Genomic DNA, 17,483 nt, shown 5'->3' on the forward strand with positions numbered 1-17,483 from the left:
ATTATGACTAATGTGGACAGCTTCGGATCCAAAGGCGTACTAAACGTCGGTGGAAACGAATATGAAATTTTCCGGTTGAATTCCGTCGAAGGTGCAAAGAGCCTTCCGTTCAGCCTCAAGGTCCTGCTGGAAAACCTGCTGCGCACCGAAGATGGTGCCAACATCACCGCAGATCACGTGCGTGCACTCGCACAGTGGGATGCCAATGCAGAGCCCAGCACTGAAATCCAGTTCACCCCGGCCCGGGTGATCATGCAGGACTTCACCGGCGTTCCCTGCATTGTGGACCTGGCGACCATGCGTGAAGCAGTTGCCGAACTGGGCGGAGACCCCAAGCGGGTCAACCCCCTGGCGCCGGCGGAAATGGTCATTGACCACTCCGTGCAGATCGACGCCTTCGGTAACTCCGGCGCCCTCGAGCGCAACATGGAGATCGAGTACCAGCGCAACGGCGAGCGGTACCAGTTCCTTCGCTGGGGCCAGACCGCCTTCGACGACTTCAAGGTTGTTCCCCCGGGCATGGGCATCGTCCACCAGGTCAACATTGAGTACCTGGCCCGCACCGTCATGACCCGCGAAGTTGACGGCGTCCTGCGTGCGTACCCGGACACCTGCGTCGGCACCGACTCCCACACCACCATGGTCAACGGCCTGGGCGTGCTCGGCTGGGGCGTTGGCGGCATCGAGGCCGAGGCAGCCATGCTTGGCCAGCCCGTCTCCATGCTGATCCCGCGCGTCGTCGGTTTCAAGCTCACCGGTGAAATCCCCGCCGGCGCCACCGCGACCGACGTTGTACTGACGATCACCGAAATGCTGCGCAAGCACGGTGTGGTCGGCAAGTTCGTGGAATTCTACGGAGAAGGCGTCGGCGCTGTGCCGCTGGCCAACCGCGCCACCATCGGCAACATGAGCCCGGAGTTCGGCTCCACGGCCGCCATGTTCCCGATCGATGATGTCACCCTGGACTACCTGCGCCTGACCGGCCGCTCCGAAGAGAGCGTTGCCCTCGTTGAGGCCTACGCCAAGGAGCAGGGCCTGTGGCACGACCCGTCCGTCGAGATCCAGTACTCCGAGTACCTCGAGCTGGACCTGTCCACGGTTGTTTCCTCCATCGCCGGACCGAAGCGCCCGCAGGACCGCGTGGAACTGACCAACGCCAAGGACCAGTTCCGCAAGGACCTGAAGAACTACGTCCACGAGACCGTTGAAGCCGAGAGCGGCACAGTGGACGAGACCCTGGAAGAGACTTTCCCGGCCTCCGATGCTCCGTCGTTCAACGCCAATGCCACGCAGGTTGAAGACCATGAACACGACCTGGTGAAGAAGGCTGACGCTCCGGCTGAACGCTCCACCAACTCGGTTCCGGTCACCATGGCCGACGGCCGCAGCTTCGAGCTGGACCACGGTGCCGTGTCGATCGCCTCGATCACCTCCTGCACCAACACGTCCAACCCGTCGGTGATGATGGCGGCAGCAGTGCTGGCCCGCAACGCCGTCGAAAAGGGCCTCACCACCCAGCCGTGGGTCAAGACCTCGATCGCACCGGGCTCCAAGGTAGTCACCGACTACTACGAGAAGTCCGGCCTGATCCCGTACCTGGAGAAGCTCGGCTTCTTCGTGGTCGGCTACGGCTGCGCCACCTGCATCGGTAACTCCGGCCCGCTGGAAGACGAGATCTCCACGGCCATCCAGGAAGCCGATCTGGCAGTGACCGCAGTGCTTTCCGGTAACCGCAACTTCGAAGGGCGCATCAACCCGGACGTCAAGATGAACTACCTGGCCTCCCCGCCGCTGGTAGTCGCCTACGCCCTGGCCGGCACCATGGACTTCGACTTCGAGAATGACCCGCTGGGCCAGGACGAAGCCGGCAACGATATCTTCCTGAAGGACATCTGGCCGAACCCGGTTGAGGTCCAGGAAATCATCGACGCCTCCATCAACAAGGAGATGTTCAGCAACAGCTACGACACCATCTTCGAAGGCGACGACCGCTGGAAGTCGCTGCCCACCCCCGAAGGCGCAACCTTCGAATGGGATACGGAGTCCACGTACGTCCGGAAGCCCCCGTACTTCGAGGGTATGAAGGCCCAGCCGGAGCCCGTCACCGACATCGAGGGCGCCCGCGTCCTGCTGAAGCTCGGCGATTCGGTCACCACCGACCACATCTCCCCGGCCGGTTCCTTCAAGTCCGACACCCCGGCAGGCCGCTACCTGCTGGAGCACGGCGTCGAGCGCAAGGACTTCAACTCCTACGGCTCCCGCCGAGGCAACCACGAAGTGATGATCCGCGGCACCTTCGCGAACATCCGCATCAAGAACCAGCTGCTCGACGGCGTTGAAGGCGGTTTCACCCGCGACTTCAGCCAGGCAGACGCACCGCAGGCAGCCGTCTACGACGCGTCCGTCAACTACCAGGCCGCCGGCATTCCGCTGGTTGTCCTGGCGGGCAAGGAATACGGTTCCGGTTCCTCGCGTGACTGGGCAGCCAAGGGCACCGCTCTGCTGGGCGTCAAGGCCGTCATCGCCGAGAGCTACGAGCGCATCCACCGCTCCAACCTCATTGGCATGGGCGTCCTTCCGCTGCAGTACCCGGCCGGCGTCAACGCCGAGTCCCTGGGCCTGACCGGAACGGAGACCTTCGCGGTTTCCGGCGTTACCGAGCTCAACAACGGCAACACACCCAAGACCGTTATGGTCACGGCAACGCCGGAGAACGGTGAAGCCATCACCTTCGAAGCGGTCCTGCGCATCGACACCCCGGGTGAAGCTGACTACTACCGCAACGGCGGCATCCTGCAGTACGTCCTGCGCCAGATCACCGCTAAGTAGCCCTTAGCGCTCCCTAAAGCCGCAGCAGCGGCTTTGGGGAACGAGGAGCCCCGTCGGCCGAGTTTTTGAACTCGGGCGGCGGGGCTCTTTGCTTGTCGTGGAACAGAAGGAGTGCGTTCAAGCGTTAGAGTTAATCGTTGTAACGGTGTGCAGTGCCGTTGCCTGAAAGCAAGGGAGACGCCCGTTGGGACTTCTGGAAACCATCCGTGATCCGCGGGACCTCAGCAAGCTCACCACTGAGCAGCTGGAGCGTTTGTCCGCGGAGATCCGGTCCTTCCTCATCAGCAATGTCGCTCAAACGGGCGGTCATCTGGGCCCCAACCTGGGCGTCGTTGAGCTGACCGTGGGGATCCATCGGGTCTTTGACTCGCCGCGGGACAGCATTGTCTTCGATACCGGACACCAGTCCTACGTCCATAAGATCCTGACCGGGCGCCAAGATTTCTCCACCCTGCGCCAGCAGGGCGGGATGTCCGGCTATCCTTCACGGGCCGAGTCCGTGCATGACATCGTCGAGTCCTCCCACGCTTCCTCATCCCTGTCCTGGGCAGACGGCATCTCCCGTGCCCGGCAGCTCACCGGCGAAGGGGACCGCTACACCGTGGTGATGGTGGGCGACGGCGCCCTGACCGGCGGCATGGCCTGGGAAGCACTGAACAACATTGCGGCGGATCAGCGGCGCCGGGTCGTGATTGTGGTCAATGACAACGGACGCTCCTACGCTCCGACCATCGGCGGCGTTGCCGATTACCTCGCGTCCCTGCGGCCCACCCTCGACGCTGTGCGCACCCACCGGGTGTACGAGAACACGCTCGGCTGGTGGAAGCAGCGCCTCCAGCAGGGCGGGCCGGTTGGAAAATTCACCTACCACAGCCTGCATGCCGCCAAGCGCGGCATCAAGGACTGGTGGGCACCCCAGGGCCTGTTTGAGGACCTTGGCATGAAGTACATCGGGCCCATCGACGGGCACGACATGGCTGCCGTGGAGCGCGCACTCATCAAGGCGCGGAACTACAACGGCCCCGTGCTGGTTCACGCCATGACCGAGAAGGGCCGCGGCTATGCGCCCGCCCGCGCCAATGTGGCCGACCAGTTCCACGCCGTGGGCATCATCGACCCGGAAACCGGCAAAGCGGTTGAGCCGGGCAGCAAGCAGTCCTGGACTTCAGTCTTTGCGACGGAGATCGCTGACATTGCCGACGAGCGCGAAGACATCGTGGGCATCACCGGTGCCATGCTGATTCCCGTTGGCCTGCACCGTTTCGCTGAAAAGCATCCCGAGCGGGTGTTCGACGTCGGCATCGCCGAGCAGCACGCACTCACCTCCGCGGCGGGCATGGCCTTCGGCGGGCTGCACCCCGTCGTCGCCCTGTACGCCACCTTCCTGAACCGGGCCTTCGACCAGCTGCTGATGGACGTGGCCCTGCACAAGGCCGGCGTGACCATTGTGCTGGACCGCGCCGGAGTCACCGGACCCGACGGCGCCAGCCATCACGGCATGTGGGACATGTCCATGCTGCAGATTGTGCCCGGCCTGCATCTTTCTGCTCCGCGCGATGCCACCCGCCTGAAAGAGGAGCTGCGCGAGGCGGTTGCCATCAGCAACGCACCCAGCGTCGTCCGGTTCTCCAAGGGAACAGTTGGACCTGACGTGGACGCACTGGAACGCACCTCCGACGGCGTGGACGTCCTGGCCCGCCGCCCAACCGGGGAAAGCTCCAACGACGTCCTGATCGTCAGCGTCGGAGCCATGGCCGAAATGGCATTGCAGGTGGCCACCCGGCTCGGCGACCAGGGCATCAGCTCCACGGTGGTCGATCCCCGCTGGGTACTGCCCGTGCCGCGGTCGATCATCCGCATGGCCGCCGAACACCGGATCGTGATCGTGATCGAGGACGGCGTGCGCGCCGGCGGCGTGGGATCGCGGATTCGTCAGGAAATGCGGGCGGCCGGTGTCGACACCGCACTCAACGAGGTTGGCCTTCCGGTGGAGTTCCTGGACCACGGCACCCGTGCCGAGGTCCTTGAGCGTGTCGGCCTGACGGCCCGGCAGGTGGCCAACGACGTCGTCGCACAGGTTCTGGGAACCAAGGTTCCGTTTGCGCGCCCCCTTCCCGGACAGGAAATGCCCACCGGCCAGATCCCGAAAATCCAGTAGGCTCGGCACCCGGCGAACGGCTGCGGCAGTAACCGCAAGGAGTGGACCATGGCACAGAAACAACCGGACATAGCTGTCACCGGTGCCACCGGTGCTCTGGGCGGCGCGGTCGCGCGGCTGCTGGCAGAGGCCGGCGTTCCCCAGCGGCTGCTGGCCCGCCACACTGCCCGACTGCCGGAGCTGCCCGGAACGCCGTCGTACGCGATTACCTACTCGGACCGTGGGCACTCCGCCCGCGCCCTGGAAGGGGTGCAGACGCTCTTCATGGTGTCGGCGGCGGAGAGCCGGTACCGGCGCCAGGACCAGCGCACCTTCGTGGATGCCGCCGTCGACGCCGGGGTGCGCCATATCGTTTACACCTCCTTCATGGGGGCTGCACCGGATGCAGTGTTCACGCTCGCCCGTGACCACGCGGACACGGAGGAATACATCAGGGCCAGCGGCGTGGAGTACACCTTCCTACGGAACTGCCTCTATCAGGACGTGCTGCCGTCGTTCGTTGGCCGCGACGCTGTGCTGAGGGGCCCGGCGGGCACCGGCCGGCTGGCAGCAGTGGCGCGGGCTGACATAGCCCGGGCGGCGGCCAGAGTCCTCAGCGAACCGGACGAACACAGGGGAGCGGTCTACACGCTCACCGGTCCGCAGGCCTTGAGTCTTGACGAGATTGCCGGGGTTCTCACGCGGGTGACCGGGTCCAAGGTGAGCTATTACAACGAAACCCTGGACGAAGCACTGGAATCCCGGAGTCTCAGCGGCGCCCCGCAGTGGCAGATCGAGGCATGGGTCAGTACGTACACGGCCATTGCGGCAGGTCAGCTGGCTGAGGTCAGCCCCGACATTGAGCAGCTGACGGGAACCCCTCCGTTGGCGCTGGAAGACTACCTGCTGCAGCGTTGACCCGAGGAAAGCCGGCGCCGGCACTTTGCACCAATTGAGTCACGGCGGCTTCCGGAATGACCGGTTGGTATCTACGCTCAAAACATGGCTGAGCACAATCTCGATCATGTTTCCCGGTTCCTCGACGAATGCACTCTGGCCGGGCTCGATGAGAGCGAAACCGTTCCCGCAGCCGATCTATACGGCATGTACATCATTTGGTGCGAAAACGACGGCCGGGAACCCGCGGCCGCGCAGCATTTCCATGCCGCAGTCCGGGACTCGGGACTGCTTGAATCGACGCGGCGCTCGGAGCGGGTTTACGAGGGGGTGTTTCCCACCGGGCCGATTCCGATTCAGTACATTATGGAGACGGACAAGACTCCCGCACGCAACACCAATCCGTTTCCCTTTGCCGGCTGAGGTTGCCCCGTCGGCGGGAAGATGAGTCCTTCGACGAAGGGCACGGCGTGGCGGCTGGCCGCAGCGGGGTCCGGGATTGGGTAGCGTGGGCACCATGACTTCTTACAACAGACTCGGCACATCCGGCCTGACCGTTTCCACCGTGGGACTGGGCTGCAACAATCTTGGACGCCCCGGCACCCGCACCGAAGAACAGGCGGGGACCGACGCCGTCGTCAACGCGGCAATCGACGCCGGCATTACGCTTTTCGACGTCGCTGACAGCTACGGTGCGGTCCCCGGCCTGAGCGAGGAAATGCTGGGCAAGGCCCTGGGTGGCCGCCGCGACGACATTGTCCTGGCGACGAAGTTCGGCATGGATATGAAGGGCGCCAACGGCCGGGACTTTGATGCCCGCGGTTCGCGCCGGTACATCGTTAAGGCTGCGGAAGCTTCGCTGCGCCGCCTGGGCACGGACTGGATTGACCTTTACCAGTTTCACACCCCGGACCCGCTCACGCCGATCGAGGAGACCCTCGCGGCTTTGGATGACCTGGTCACCAGCGGCAAGGTGCGCTACATCGGCCACTCCAACCGTGCCGGCTGGGAGATTGCTGAAGCGGAATTCACGGCACGGATGGGCGGCTTCACACCCTTCATTTCGGCGCAGAACCACTACAACCTGTTGGACCGGCGCGCAGAGCTTGAGGTTGTTCCGGCTGCGGAAGCCTACGGTTTGGGCATTCTGCCGTACTTCCCGCTCGCCAACGGACTGCTGACGGGCAAGTACAGTTCCGGTAAGGCTCCCGAGGGCAGCCGGCTGACCCACTCCCGGCAGAACCTGCTGGAAAAGGCGGATCTGGACCAGCTCGCAGAATTCGGTACCTTCGCCAAGGACCGCGGACTGACCGAAGTTCAGGTGGCCTTCTCCTGGCTGGCTGCGCAGCCGGCAGTTTCTTCAGTCATCGCCGGTGCCACCTCGGTGGAGCAGGTCCAGCAAAACGCTGAAGCCGCCTCCTGGGAGCCGTCGGAGAAGGACCTGGAGGAGCTGGACCGGATCTTCCCGCGGACGCCGAAGGTTGCCTTGTTCTAGTTCTCGCATCCCGTCGCCTTGGGTGCGCCGGAGGATCCGGAACGGCGGCAACGAAAATCCCTCGCTCGCAGAGCTCGCCGGGATTATTAAAGCCGCCTAACCCGGACCTCCGGCGTCATGCACAGCCCTGCCCACCCCGGTCGTCCGGGCGGGGTCAATCAAGGCCTGTTCAGGTGCCGCAAGTTCGTGCGTCGTGTGGGCTGGTTTCGTTCACGGCCCTTGCTGGCCCGGAGTCGAATGACCCGGATCTACGGTATGCCCGGGTTCTCGGGGAACGAAGATCCGTATTTTGGCGCCGTCGTCCTGTACCAGCGCACCAGCGGGCTGCCCACGTACCGCACCTATGAGTACAAAGTCCCCAGCCGAACCCGCGAAATTCAGGGTGAGCACGACATACGCGGTTAGCCGGAAATCAGCGGGAAGCAGAAACCATGCTGCGAGCAGGACAGCTCCCCACACGATGCACGGCGCCAAGGCTGCGATCACGAAACTTCGGTGGCTGAGGTACGCCCGGCTTCCTGTGGTGAGGAAGGGGAAAGCCATCCCGTAAAAGGGCCGAATACCGGTCAGAACATGTATTGCAACGCCGTGGGTCGCTTCGTGAACTGCCATATAAACGAGGACGGAAATCGCGGTCACTGCGATGGTGCCCCAAAGACTCCAGCCAGAGGTGAGAGGCAGAGCGAACACCAGAGCTGCGGTGCCGGCAGCAAGGACAATGAGAAGGAAGAATGACTGGGTGGCGAGCTGGAACTTCCGCTCGTTTTTGATATCGATGGTCTGGTGGAGGAGATAACCAGTCGGGAGCGCTGAAATCCCGCGTGCCTTGGCCTGACCTGTCATGTCTGTCCTCCGAGTCCGTCTTCTCCATGCTTGCAGCCGTTGCCGCGAGTGCAGCACACTGCAGCGCCCGCGGCAAGAGAGACTGGGGCAGGGTCCAAGGTGCTCCGGAGGGCCGTGGCATGGATTGACAGTCGTCCGTCAAGGCATAATCCTGCTAAACGGCCGGTGGATGTCCCGGCATGACGCGATCAGCAAAGACCGTGAGGCGAAGGGGGGGCAGCGTGGGAACAATCTCCCTGGACCTGTTCATGAGCATCGACGGCGTGTATCAGGGCCCTGGCAGCGCTGACGAGGACCCGTCTGATGGCTTCACCCTGGGAGGCTGGCAGGCAGCCTATTCGGACGCCGAGTCGGGCCGTGCGATTATGGCCGGCATAAACCGGATGGACGCGCTGCTGCTTGGGAGAAGAACCTACGACATCTTCGCCGGCTACTGGCCGCAGCGCGGAACTTGGAACCCCATTGCCAAGAAGTTCAACTCCATGGCCAAGTACGTCGTGTCCCGGACAATGGACGACGCCGGCTGGCAGGGGACGGCGGTCCTCCCGGAAGTTGAACAGGCAGCCGGCCTCAAGGATAAGTATGAGGACATCCACGTAGTGGGCAGCGGTGCCCTCGCCGGGTCGCTGCTGGACTCCGGCATCCTCGATCGACTCAACCTCTTCATTTATCCCTTGACGTTGGGTACCGGCAAACGGATCTTCTCGGCAGGAAGGAGTGTGCCGGCGGCATTCACGTTGGCCGGGACACCGGAGGCCTTTCCTTCCGGGGTGCTCCGCCTGATCTACGATCGCTCAGGTACCCCAGTCACGGGGATTACTGCGGGGGAGTAGGTCCGCTCCTGGCAGCTCATGCGCCATGGTTGGGTGCCTGCTGAGCCACTGCTGCAGCCCATTGCGCAGCACGCTCCAGTTCACCGTCCAGCAGTGGACCTTCGTAGCCGTGGACCCGGAACGATATTGCCTTTTCCGATGTGCTGAATCCCAGGGAACGCATCTCATGTCTCGCTGCTTTGGCCGCGGAACCGGGAAGCCGCGGCTTGTCGACCCGGGTGTCGAAGGCCGCGGCAGGGGTCCCACCCACGGGCCGCTCCAGCTCGCTGAGCCACTCCCGGATGCCGCGGGACGGTTGGTGCGGAGCCGCATGGGACTTGACCGCTTCATCCCTGGTCCCCGGCCGGGTCATGGAGAAGGCGTGGGTCGGCCCTCCGACCACCACGAGGTCGTATCCGGCGGCCGATTCAGGCGCCTCATCGGTGTCCGTCACGGTGACGTCCGCACCGGCGGTCCTCAGCGCTTCCGCGACTGCGCGGGCCACCTGCTCCGTGTTCCCCCAAAGCGACTCATAGACCAGAAGTACCCGCACCATTGCCTCCAGCTGCTCAGTTCACATGCGGGTCGCGTCCAGCCGCCCGTCCCGGAGAGTGCACCACACAGCAGCAGCCGCGACAAGAGAGATAGGGTCGGGGCGGGCGATAACTAAGGCTGTGAGTTACGCGGCAGCCACAGCCGCCACGTGAAACTTCTTGCCGTTCACACGCTCGTGACGCAATTGCACCCCGGGTTGGATGTAAGGCGTCCGCCGGTGCACCGCCGCCGCTATGCGGGCTTGGTCGCTTTGCCGTCAAGCCAGAGGAGCTCGGTCTCATCTCGGTGGGGGCCATCGGTCCCAACATACTTCGCTTCGATCTCCGGACCCTTCTTGATGACGTGGACCAGCGCCATGCCGTGACCGCGGCCCAACCCGTAGTCTGTTTTGAGCCACTCCAGGATCTGCCCAGCCTTGATGTCGCTGTGGTCGAGTCCCTTTTGTTTCGCCACATCGAGCACCTGACGGGGAGTAAGCCCCGTCTTGTCCTCAATGGCGTCGAGGTACGCCTGGAATGACATCGGGTTCTCCTTCGACTGGATTCTGGGGCGTGCTGATTCCAGCGTAGGCGCGCTGCCCTTCTCGGGGCAGACCCGGGCATTAACGCATAAGCGCCGGACGGACCGGGTTAGGTGTACCCGGCCATTAGGTTGGTAGCAGGCGGCTGATGGGTGGTTTGCCTCCGAGTGCGCTGTGGCGTCGTTCATTGTTGTAGTGCTCGAGCCATGGCGCAAGTGCCGCTGCCCGCTCGTCGTTGCTGGTGAAGATCCGTCGGTAGGCCCATTCGGTGGCCAGGGTGCGGTTCAGGCGCTCCACCTTGCCGTTCTGCCAGGGGCAGTGCGGTTTGATGAACTTCTGCGTGATGCCGTAGGCGGCGCAGAGATCACGCAGCGAGTAGCGGTAGGCCCAGGCGTTGTCGGTCATCAAGCGCTCGATCCGTGTGATGCCGTGTGAAGCGAAGTAGGTGATGGCCCGTTCCAGGAACCCCGCGCAGGTGTTTCCTTTCTCGTCGGGCAGGATCTCGCTGTAGGCCAGCCGGGAGTGATCATCGATCACGGAGTGGACGTAGTCGTAGCCGACTTTGATCTGCTTGCGCGCGTTCGTGGAGCCCATTTGCCGCCCGTGGGCCTTCCAGCCGCCGCCGTCGGGGATCTTGCCGAGCTTTTTGACGTCCATGTGCACCAGCTCGCCGGGCGTTTCGCGCTCGTACCGCACGGCAGTGGCCTTCGATGAGCGGATCACCTCTCCGGTGATCGGGTCGCAGTCACGCAGGAAGGCCGTGCCATGGCGGCGAAGGATCCGGGATACCGTTCGCGCCGGGACGCCCAGCATCGGTCCGAGCACGTCGGGCCCGGCGCGATGCTCAGCGCGCGCGGAGAGGACCTTCTGCTCAGTGTCGGTGCTGGTGCGCGTTGGCATCGTGTGCGGCCGGGAGGATCGTGTGGCCAGCCCTGCTTCGCCTTCAGCGTCGTAGCGGTCGATCCAGGTCTTCACGCACTTGCGTGAGACACCCATAGCGGCCGCGATATGGGCCTGTTTCCAGCCAGACTGGTGGCGATGGACGATCAGCAGCCGGCCATAAACGGTCAAACGGGCATTACTGTGGGACACGAGAACCTCCGGGTTGGAGTGGGCCTTTGACAAGCCACATCCCATCCGGAGGTTCTCCTTCGTTCAACCAGACACGCCGTTACCAACGTCCTGGCCGGGTACAGTTAGGCGGCTTTAATAATCCTTGCGAGCTCTGCGAGTACAGGATTTTCGTTGCCGCCGTTCCGGTCCGCCCGGCGCGGGCACTACAGCGAAAGAATTAGGAAGCGGCCTGAGCCGGTTCCTTCTCCGCATGGAACTTCTTGCCGTTCACGCGTTCGGACGCACCGACGCGGTCCAGGTACGGTGTGATTCCGCCCAGGTGCATCGGCCAGCCGGCGCCCAGGATCATGCACAGGTCGATGTCCTCGGGACCCGCCACCACGCCTTCGTCCAGCATGCGGCCGATCTCATCCGCCAGGGCATCCTGTGTGCGCCGCAGGACCTCTTCGGAGGTGGACGGTGTGTTGCCGAAGGCCAGCATCGCCAGCGTTTCGGCCGGAATGTACGGCTTTCCGTCCTCATCCTTCTGCCAGAGCGACTTGATGCCGGCGTCGATGATCTTCTGCGAGTTCTCCGACAGCCAGAACCGCTCGCCAAACGCTGCGTGCAGGGATTCCTGCACGTGCTGTCCCACCGGCAGGCCCACCAGGGCCAGCAGGGTGAACGGGGACATCGGCAGGCCCATGGGGCGCAGTGCGTTGTCCGCCGTCGCGGCGTCGGTTCCTTCGTCGAAGACGGCGGTGATTTCGCCGAACATGCGGCCCAGGATCCGGTTGACCACAAACGCGGCGTCGTCCTTGACCAGCACGGCCGTCTTCTTCAGCGCCTTGGCCAGGACAAACGCAGTAGCCAGCACGGCGTCGTCGGTCTTGGGAGCACGCACGATTTCCAGCAGCGGCATGACAGCCACCGGGTTGAAGAAGTGGAAGCCCACCACGCGCTCCGGGTGCTGCAGGTCAGCGGCCATCTCCGTCACGGACAGTGACGAGGTGTTGGTGGCCAGGATGCACTCGGGGGAGACCACGGCCTCCACCTCGGCGAACACCTGCTTCTTGACCGAGAGTTCCTCGAACACGGCCTCGATCACGAAGTCTGCATCCGAGAACGCTTCCTTGGAGACAGAGCCCGAGACCAGAGCCTTGGTGCGGTTGGCGGCATCGGGGGAGATGCGTCCCTTGGCCAGGAGCTTGTCCACCTCGGCATGCACGTAGCCCACGCCCTTGTCCACGCGTGCCTGGTCAATGTCCGTCATGACAACGGGCACCTTCAGCTGCCGTGCGAACAGCAGCGCGAGCTGGCTGGCCATCAGGCCGGCACCCACCACGCCCACCTTGGAGACCGGACGGGCCAGCTTCTTGTCCGGAGCGCCGGCGGGGCGCTTGCCGCGCTTCTGGACCAGGTCCAGGAACGCGTACACGGTGGAGTGGAACTGTGGGGTCTGCATCAGTTCAGCCAGCGCTTCGCACTCGGCGTCGCGGGACTGCTCGGCGGTCCAGTTCTTGCCGGCCTCCAGCAGGTCCAGCACCTTCGCGGGAGCCGGGGCTGCGTTGGAGGTACGGGCTTCCACCACGGCACGGCCGTGTGCGACGGCGGCGTCCCAGGCTTCGGGGGTGGCGGACGGATCCGCGGCGTTCGGCCGGGAGACGGTTTCTTCACCGGTGATGACGCGGGCGGCCCACGCCAGGGACTGCTCCACGAAGTCGGCCGGTTCAAACAGTGCATCGGCGATGCCAAGCTTGAACGCCGCCGGTCCGGAGAGGGTGCGGTTGTTGCTCAGGGGGTTCTCGATCATGACCTTGACGGCGTTTTCGGGTCCGATCAGGCGCGGCAGGATGTAAACGCCGCCCCAGCCCGGAACCAGGCCGATGAAGGCTTCCGGCAGGGCGAGTGCCCCGGCGCCGGTGGAGACGGTGCGGTACTGGGACTGCAGGGCAATTTCCAGCCCCCCGCCCAGCGCCACGCCGTTGATGAACGCGAAGCTGGGCACGCCCAGGGTGTGCAGCTTGCCGTAAACCTCGTGGCCCAGGCGGGCCATGGCCAGCCCGTCCTCGTAGGAAGCCAGCTTCTGGGTGGCGGACAGGTCTGCGCCGGCCACCAGGTAGTGCGGCTTGCCGGTGACGCCGACGCCGACAATTTCGCCCGCATCGGCGCGCGCCTTCAAGGAATCCAGGACTTCGCCCAGTTCCAGCAGGGTGTTGGGGCCCAGCGTGGTGGGGCGGGTGTGGTCGACATCGTTGTCCAGGGTGATCAGCGCAAAGGTGCCGGCGCCGCCGGGCAGTGCGATGTCCGAAACGTAGGAGTGGGTGACAACCTCGGTGGGAAAGAGGCCGGCCAGCCGCTGGTAATCGCTTGCAGTCATTACTTTGTGGCCTCCGTGGACTCGGTGTCGGTGTTGTAGTCGGGATGGTTCGGGTTTTCCCAGATGATGGTCGCGCCCATGCCCAGGCCAATGCACATGGTGGTCATGCCGTAGCGCACGGTGGGATCTTCTTCGAACTGGCGGGCCAGCTGGTTCATCAGGCGCACGCCGGAGGAGGCCAGCGGGTGCCCGACGGCGATGGCGCCGCCGTAGCGGTTGACCCGGGGGTCGTCGTCGGCAATGCCGTAGAAGTCCAGGAAGGAGAGCACCTGGACGGCGAAGGCCTCGTTGATCTCGAACAGTCCGATGTCCTCGATGGACAAACCGGTCTGCTTCAGGACCTTCTCGGTGGCCGGTACGGGGCCGTAGCCCATGACCTCCGGTTCGACGCCGGCGAAGGCGTAGCCCACGAGGCGCATCTTGACCGGCAGGCCGAGTTCCTCGGCGGCGTCGGCGGAAGCGAGCAGCGCGGTGGTGGCGCCGTCGTTCAGGCCCGAGGCATTGCCGGCGGTGACGCGTCCGTGGGCGCGGAAGGGGGTGCGCAGCTCGGCGAGGTCCTCAACCGTGGTTCCGGGACGGGGTCCTTCATCCACGGTGTTCAGCGTCCAGCCCGTGCCGGGCTTCTTGGAGGCGACCGGCACCAGGTCCGGCTGGATCTGGTTGTTGGCGTAGGCCTTGGCGAGCCGTTCCTGGCTGGCGGCGGCGTACGCGTCGGTGCGTTCCTTGGTGATGTCCGGGAAGCGGTCGTGCAGGTTCTCGGCGGTGTTGCCCATGTTCAGGGCGGCCGGGTCCACGATCCGTTCGGTGACGAAGCGCGGGTTGGGATCCGCATCCTTGCCCATCGGGTGGTTGCCCATGTGCTCCACGCCGCCGGCGATGACGACGTCGTACGCGCCGAAGCCGATGCCCGAGGCCGTGGTGGTCACAGCCGTCATGGCACCCGCGCACATGCGGTCAATAGCGAATCCGGGGACGGACTGCGGCAGTCCCGCGAGCAGCGCGGCGGTGCGGCCGATGGTCAGGCCCTGGTCACCGGTCTGCGTGGTGGCGGCGATGGCCACCTCATCAATGCGTTCCGGAGGAAGCGAGGGGTTGCGGCGCATCAGTTCGCGGATGCACTTGACCACCAGGTCGTCGGCGCGCATTCCCGCGTACATGCCTTTTTCGCCGGCTTTTCCGAACGGGGTGCGTACTCCGTCAACGAAAACTACGTCCCTGATCTGCCGTGCTCGGCTTTGTGGGCTCACGTGCAACTCCTCTTTGAGATATGAAACGGAACACTGTCCGGTGACCGATGTTACTCGTCAGTAACATAGCCTGCAACCACCATCCCGTCGACACTACCGACATACCGGCGGCCGGCGTAACGGATGTCCTTGCCGCACCGAAATGTCCTCATCTGTAAGCGATCGGTTGCCGGCTCAGCATTCGTCCAGACTTTTCACGTATTATCGTCGGACTATGGATGACCCTCCCTCACATAAACCCTTGCCCCTCCACGCTCTGACCGGACTTCCGGCCACAACCAGAGAGGGGCGCCCCAATGTATGAGCTGATCATGCTCGCGGTTGGCCTCGTTCTTACGGTCGGCACCGGGTTGTTCGTTGCCTCGGAATTTTCGCTGGTCAATCTTGACCGCAATGACCTGGAGGCACGGCAGGCACAGGGCGAAAAACGCCTCGGCCCCACCATCAACGCCCTCAAGATCACGTCGACGCACCTCTCGAGTGCGCAGCTGGGCATCACGCTCACCACGCTGTTGACGGGCTACACCTTTGAACCGGCCATCAGCTCCCTGCTGCGTGAGCCGATGCTGGCGGTCGGAATACCGGAAGCAGTTGTCGGCGGAGCAGGTGCCGTTATCGGCATCTTCCTGGCCACGGTGTTCTCGATGATTATCGGCGAACTCGTGCCCAAGAACTTCGCTCTGGCCCTTCCGCTGGCGACCGCCAAGGTGGTTATTCCGTTCCAGACCCTGTTCACCACGGTGTTCAAGCCTGTCATTCTGCTGTTCAACAACACCGCCAACGCGATCATCCGGTCCTTCGGCATTGAGCCCAAGGAAGAGCTTTCCGGTGCCCGGAGCGCCGAGGAACTGAGCTCCCTGGTCCGCCGCTCCGCGCTGGAAGGCGTCCTGGACCTGGACCATGCACAGCTGCTCAGCCGCACCCTGCGGTTCTCGGACCACACGGCGGCCGACGTCATGACTCCCCGGGTCCGGATGCGTTCGGTCGCAGCAACCGACACGGCCGAACAGGTCATCGAGGCAGCCGTTTCCACCGGTTACTCCCGGTTCCCGGTGATCGGCCGCGACTCGGACGACATCCTGGGCGTGCTGCACGTCAAGCAGGCCTTCGCCGTCGCGCTTCCCGAACGCAGCGGCATCACCGCCGGAGACCTCATGGTTGAAGCCCTCCGGGTGCCCGAATCCATGGGCGTGGACTCCCTCCTCGGGCTGCTGCGCCAGCAGGGCCTGCAGGTGGCGGTGGTCTCCGACGAGCACGGCGGAACCGCCGGCATCGTGACCCTGGAAGACCTCGTTGAGGAAATAGTCGGCGAACTGGAAGATGAACATGACCGCGCCCGCGTCGGCGTCGTCCGCTCCGGCCGCTCGCTCACCTTCGACGCGTCGCTGCGCCCGGACGAGCTGCGGGACCGCACCGGCGTCGTCGTGCCCGACGGCGAGGAATACGACACGCTCGCCGGCTTTGTCACCGACCGTCTGGACCGGATTCCGGAACTCGGCGACGAGGTAGCGCTCAAGAACGGTGTCCTGCGCGTGGAACGCGTGGTCGGAACCCATGTGGAGCGCCTGCGCTTCACCCCCACGGAGGGATCGCTGCCAAGCACCCACGACCAGATCATTGATGAGCTTACGAAGGACCTGGCATGAGCGAATATCTTCCCGGAATCATCTGGCTGTTTGTTCTCCTGATCGTCAACGCCTTCTTTGTCGGCGCGGAGTTTGCGGTCATCTCCGCCCGGCGCTCCCAAATCGAACCCAAGGCGGAAGCCGGATCCAAGGCAGCCAAGACCACCCTGTGGGCGATGGAACACGCCACGCTGATGCTCGCCACGAGCCAGCTCGGCATTACCGTCTGCTCGCTGGTCATCCTGAACGTCTCGGAACCGGCGATTCACCACCTGCTGGAAATCCCGCTGGGCCTGACCTCGCTGTCCGGTGAGGCCATTGGCATCATTGCGTTTGTGGTGGCGCTGCTGCTGGTGACGTTCCTGCACGTGGTTATTGGCGAGATGGTCCCCAAGAACATCTCCTTCTCCGTTCCCACCCGCGCCGCACTCATTCTGGCTCCTCCGCTGGTGATGGTGGCCCGGATCTTCAAACCGGTCATCTGGTCGCTGAACGGGATCGCCAACGGCGTCCTGCGCCTGTTCAAGGTGGAACCGAAGGACGAGGCCACCAGCGCCTACACCATGGATGAAGTGGCCACCATTGTGGAGCAGTCCACCCGCGAGGGAATGCTGGCCGACGCCAGCGGCACCCTCAGCGCGGCCTTCGAATTCACCAACAAGACCGTTGCCGATGTTGAGGTGCCGATTGACCGGATGGTGCTCCTGCCGGAAACCGCCACGCCCGCCGACATTCAGGAGGCGGTGAGCCGCCACGGCTACTCCCGCTACATCCTCACGGACGACGACGGTGACCCCAGCGGCTACCTGCACCTCAAGGACGTCATGGACCTGACCAAACCGGAGAAGTTCGCCGCTCCGGTACCTGCCAAGCGCATCCGCCGGCTGGCGTCGGCCTTTGTCGGCAGTGAGCTTGAAGACGCCCTGGCCATCATGCGCCGCACGGGTGCCCACGTGGCGCGGGTGTTCGACGCCGAGGGCAACACCACCGGTGTCCTGTTCCTGGAGGACATCATCGAAGAACTGGTGGGTGAGGTGCAGGACGCCACCACCGTGTAGCGTCCGGTATCCCAGCCAACAGGTTCCTGACA

The 17,483-nt window shown here is 64.3% G+C and carries 14 protein-coding genes; 8 read left to right on the forward strand and 6 right to left on the reverse strand.

What is annotated here, in order from left to right:
- Window positions 1-3 precede the first annotated feature (3 nt).
- The 5 genes from MUG94_RS06930 (at window position 4) to MUG94_RS06950 (ending at window position 7,358) form a co-directional block, all read left to right on the forward strand.
- The gene (locus tag MUG94_RS06930; RefSeq protein ID WP_227908809.1) at window positions 4-2,829 is read left to right on the forward strand and encodes an aconitate hydratase; all 2,826 of its coding nucleotides are present in this window, start codon (window positions 4-6) and stop codon (window positions 2,827-2,829) included.
- A 184-nt stretch (window positions 2,830-3,013) separates the two neighbouring features.
- Window positions 3,014-4,987 carry a 1-deoxy-D-xylulose-5-phosphate synthase gene (dxs, locus tag MUG94_RS06935; protein ID WP_227908808.1) on the forward strand — a complete coding sequence of 658 codons (1,974 nt, stop codon included), beginning with the start codon at window positions 3,014-3,016 and terminating at the stop codon, window positions 4,985-4,987.
- Between the two features lie 48 nt (window positions 4,988-5,035).
- Window positions 5,036-5,884 carry an SDR family oxidoreductase gene (locus MUG94_RS06940; RefSeq protein WP_227908806.1) on the forward strand — a complete coding sequence of 283 codons (849 nt, stop codon included), beginning with the start codon at window positions 5,036-5,038 and terminating at the stop codon, window positions 5,882-5,884.
- A gap of 84 nt (window positions 5,885-5,968) precedes the next feature.
- Window positions 5,969-6,286, forward strand: coding sequence for a primase-like DNA-binding domain-containing protein (locus MUG94_RS06945; RefSeq protein WP_227908804.1), 318 nt, complete (start codon window positions 5,969-5,971; stop codon window positions 6,284-6,286).
- Between the two features lie 94 nt (window positions 6,287-6,380).
- Window positions 6,381-7,358: an aldo/keto reductase gene (locus MUG94_RS06950; protein ID WP_227908803.1), complete on the forward strand. Its 978-nt coding sequence runs from the start codon at window positions 6,381-6,383 to the stop codon at window positions 7,356-7,358.
- A 210-nt stretch (window positions 7,359-7,568) separates the two neighbouring features.
- Here the strand turns inward: MUG94_RS06950 and MUG94_RS06955 are convergent, their stop codons facing one another.
- Entirely contained in the window at window positions 7,569-8,201 is a 633-nt protein-coding gene (locus MUG94_RS06955) for a DUF3267 domain-containing protein (RefSeq protein ID WP_227908801.1), read from the reverse strand.
- 221 nt (window positions 8,202-8,422) lie between these two features.
- Between MUG94_RS06955 and MUG94_RS06960 the strand changes: the two genes are divergently transcribed.
- Window positions 8,423-9,034 (forward strand): dihydrofolate reductase family protein, encoded by a 612-nt coding sequence (locus MUG94_RS06960; protein ID WP_227908800.1) that lies wholly within the window; start codon window positions 8,423-8,425, stop codon window positions 9,032-9,034.
- A gap of 16 nt (window positions 9,035-9,050) precedes the next feature.
- On the opposite strand, the gene MUG94_RS06965 is transcribed toward MUG94_RS06960, so the two are convergent.
- The 5 genes from MUG94_RS06965 to MUG94_RS06985 all read right to left on the reverse strand — a co-directional run bounded on the left by MUG94_RS06965 (window position 9,051) and on the right by MUG94_RS06985 (window position 14,768).
- Window positions 9,051-9,566, reverse strand: coding sequence for a flavodoxin family protein (locus tag MUG94_RS06965; RefSeq protein WP_227908798.1), 516 nt, complete (start codon window positions 9,564-9,566; stop codon window positions 9,051-9,053).
- 233 nt (window positions 9,567-9,799) lie between these two features.
- Entirely contained in the window at window positions 9,800-10,090 is a 291-nt protein-coding gene (locus tag MUG94_RS06970) for a DUF4287 domain-containing protein (protein ID WP_227908795.1), read from the reverse strand.
- A gap of 124 nt (window positions 10,091-10,214) precedes the next feature.
- Window positions 10,215-11,180 carry an IS481 family transposase gene (locus tag MUG94_RS06975; RefSeq protein ID WP_247098843.1) on the reverse strand — a complete coding sequence of 322 codons (966 nt, stop codon included), beginning with the start codon at window positions 11,178-11,180 and terminating at the stop codon, window positions 10,215-10,217.
- Between the two features lie 199 nt (window positions 11,181-11,379).
- Window positions 11,380-13,521, reverse strand: a complete 2,142-nt coding sequence (locus tag MUG94_RS06980; RefSeq protein ID WP_227908537.1) for a 3-hydroxyacyl-CoA dehydrogenase NAD-binding domain-containing protein — start codon at window positions 13,519-13,521, stop codon at window positions 11,380-11,382.
- A complete protein-coding gene (locus MUG94_RS06985; RefSeq protein ID WP_227908538.1) occupies window positions 13,521-14,768 on the reverse strand; it encodes a thiolase family protein in 1,248 nt (415 codons plus the stop codon). The genes MUG94_RS06980 and MUG94_RS06985 overlap by 1 nt, the downstream gene beginning before the upstream one ends.
- 296 nt (window positions 14,769-15,064) lie before the next feature.
- Here MUG94_RS06985 and MUG94_RS06990 point away from each other — a divergent pair, with 296 nt between their 5' ends.
- Both MUG94_RS06990 and MUG94_RS06995 read left to right on the forward strand, forming a co-directional pair.
- The gene (locus MUG94_RS06990; RefSeq protein ID WP_207346612.1) at window positions 15,065-16,414 is read left to right on the forward strand and encodes a hemolysin family protein; all 1,350 of its coding nucleotides are present in this window, start codon (window positions 15,065-15,067) and stop codon (window positions 16,412-16,414) included.
- Window positions 16,411-17,451 carry a hemolysin family protein gene (locus MUG94_RS06995; RefSeq protein ID WP_227908539.1) on the forward strand — a complete coding sequence of 347 codons (1,041 nt, stop codon included), beginning with the start codon at window positions 16,411-16,413 and terminating at the stop codon, window positions 17,449-17,451. The genes MUG94_RS06990 and MUG94_RS06995 overlap by 4 nt, the downstream gene beginning before the upstream one ends.
- Window positions 17,452-17,483: the final 32 nt, after the last annotated feature.

It is taken from the genome of Arthrobacter gengyunqii (assembly GCF_023022985.1).
In the GTDB taxonomy this organism is placed as follows: domain Bacteria; phylum Actinomycetota; class Actinomycetes; order Actinomycetales; family Micrococcaceae; genus Arthrobacter_B; species Arthrobacter_B gengyunqii.

Excerpts from the sequence above, each read along its gene's own strand:
- MUG94_RS06930 (WP_227908809.1), top strand. The coding sequence starts at position 4 with ATGACTAATGTGGACAGCTTCGGATCCAAAGGCGTACTAAACGTCGGT.
- MUG94_RS06940 (WP_227908806.1), top strand. The coding sequence starts at position 5,036 with ATGGCACAGAAACAACCGGACATAGCTGTCACCGGTGCCACCGGTGCT.
- MUG94_RS06945 (WP_227908804.1), top strand. The coding sequence starts at position 5,969 with ATGGCTGAGCACAATCTCGATCATGTTTCCCGGTTCCTCGACGAATGC.
- MUG94_RS06950 (WP_227908803.1), top strand. The coding sequence starts at position 6,381 with ATGACTTCTTACAACAGACTCGGCACATCCGGCCTGACCGTTTCCACC.
- MUG94_RS06955 (WP_227908801.1), bottom strand. The coding sequence starts at position 8,201 with ATGACAGGTCAGGCCAAGGCACGCGGGATTTCAGCGCTCCCGACTGGT.
- MUG94_RS06970 (WP_227908795.1), bottom strand. The coding sequence starts at position 10,090 with ATGTCATTCCAGGCGTACCTCGACGCCATTGAGGACAAGACGGGGCTT.
- MUG94_RS06980 (WP_227908537.1), bottom strand. The coding sequence starts at position 13,521 with ATGACTGCAAGCGATTACCAGCGGCTGGCCGGCCTCTTTCCCACCGAG.
- MUG94_RS06990 (WP_207346612.1), top strand. The coding sequence starts at position 15,065 with ATGTATGAGCTGATCATGCTCGCGGTTGGCCTCGTTCTTACGGTCGGC.
- MUG94_RS06995 (WP_227908539.1), top strand. The coding sequence starts at position 16,411 with ATGAGCGAATATCTTCCCGGAATCATCTGGCTGTTTGTTCTCCTGATC.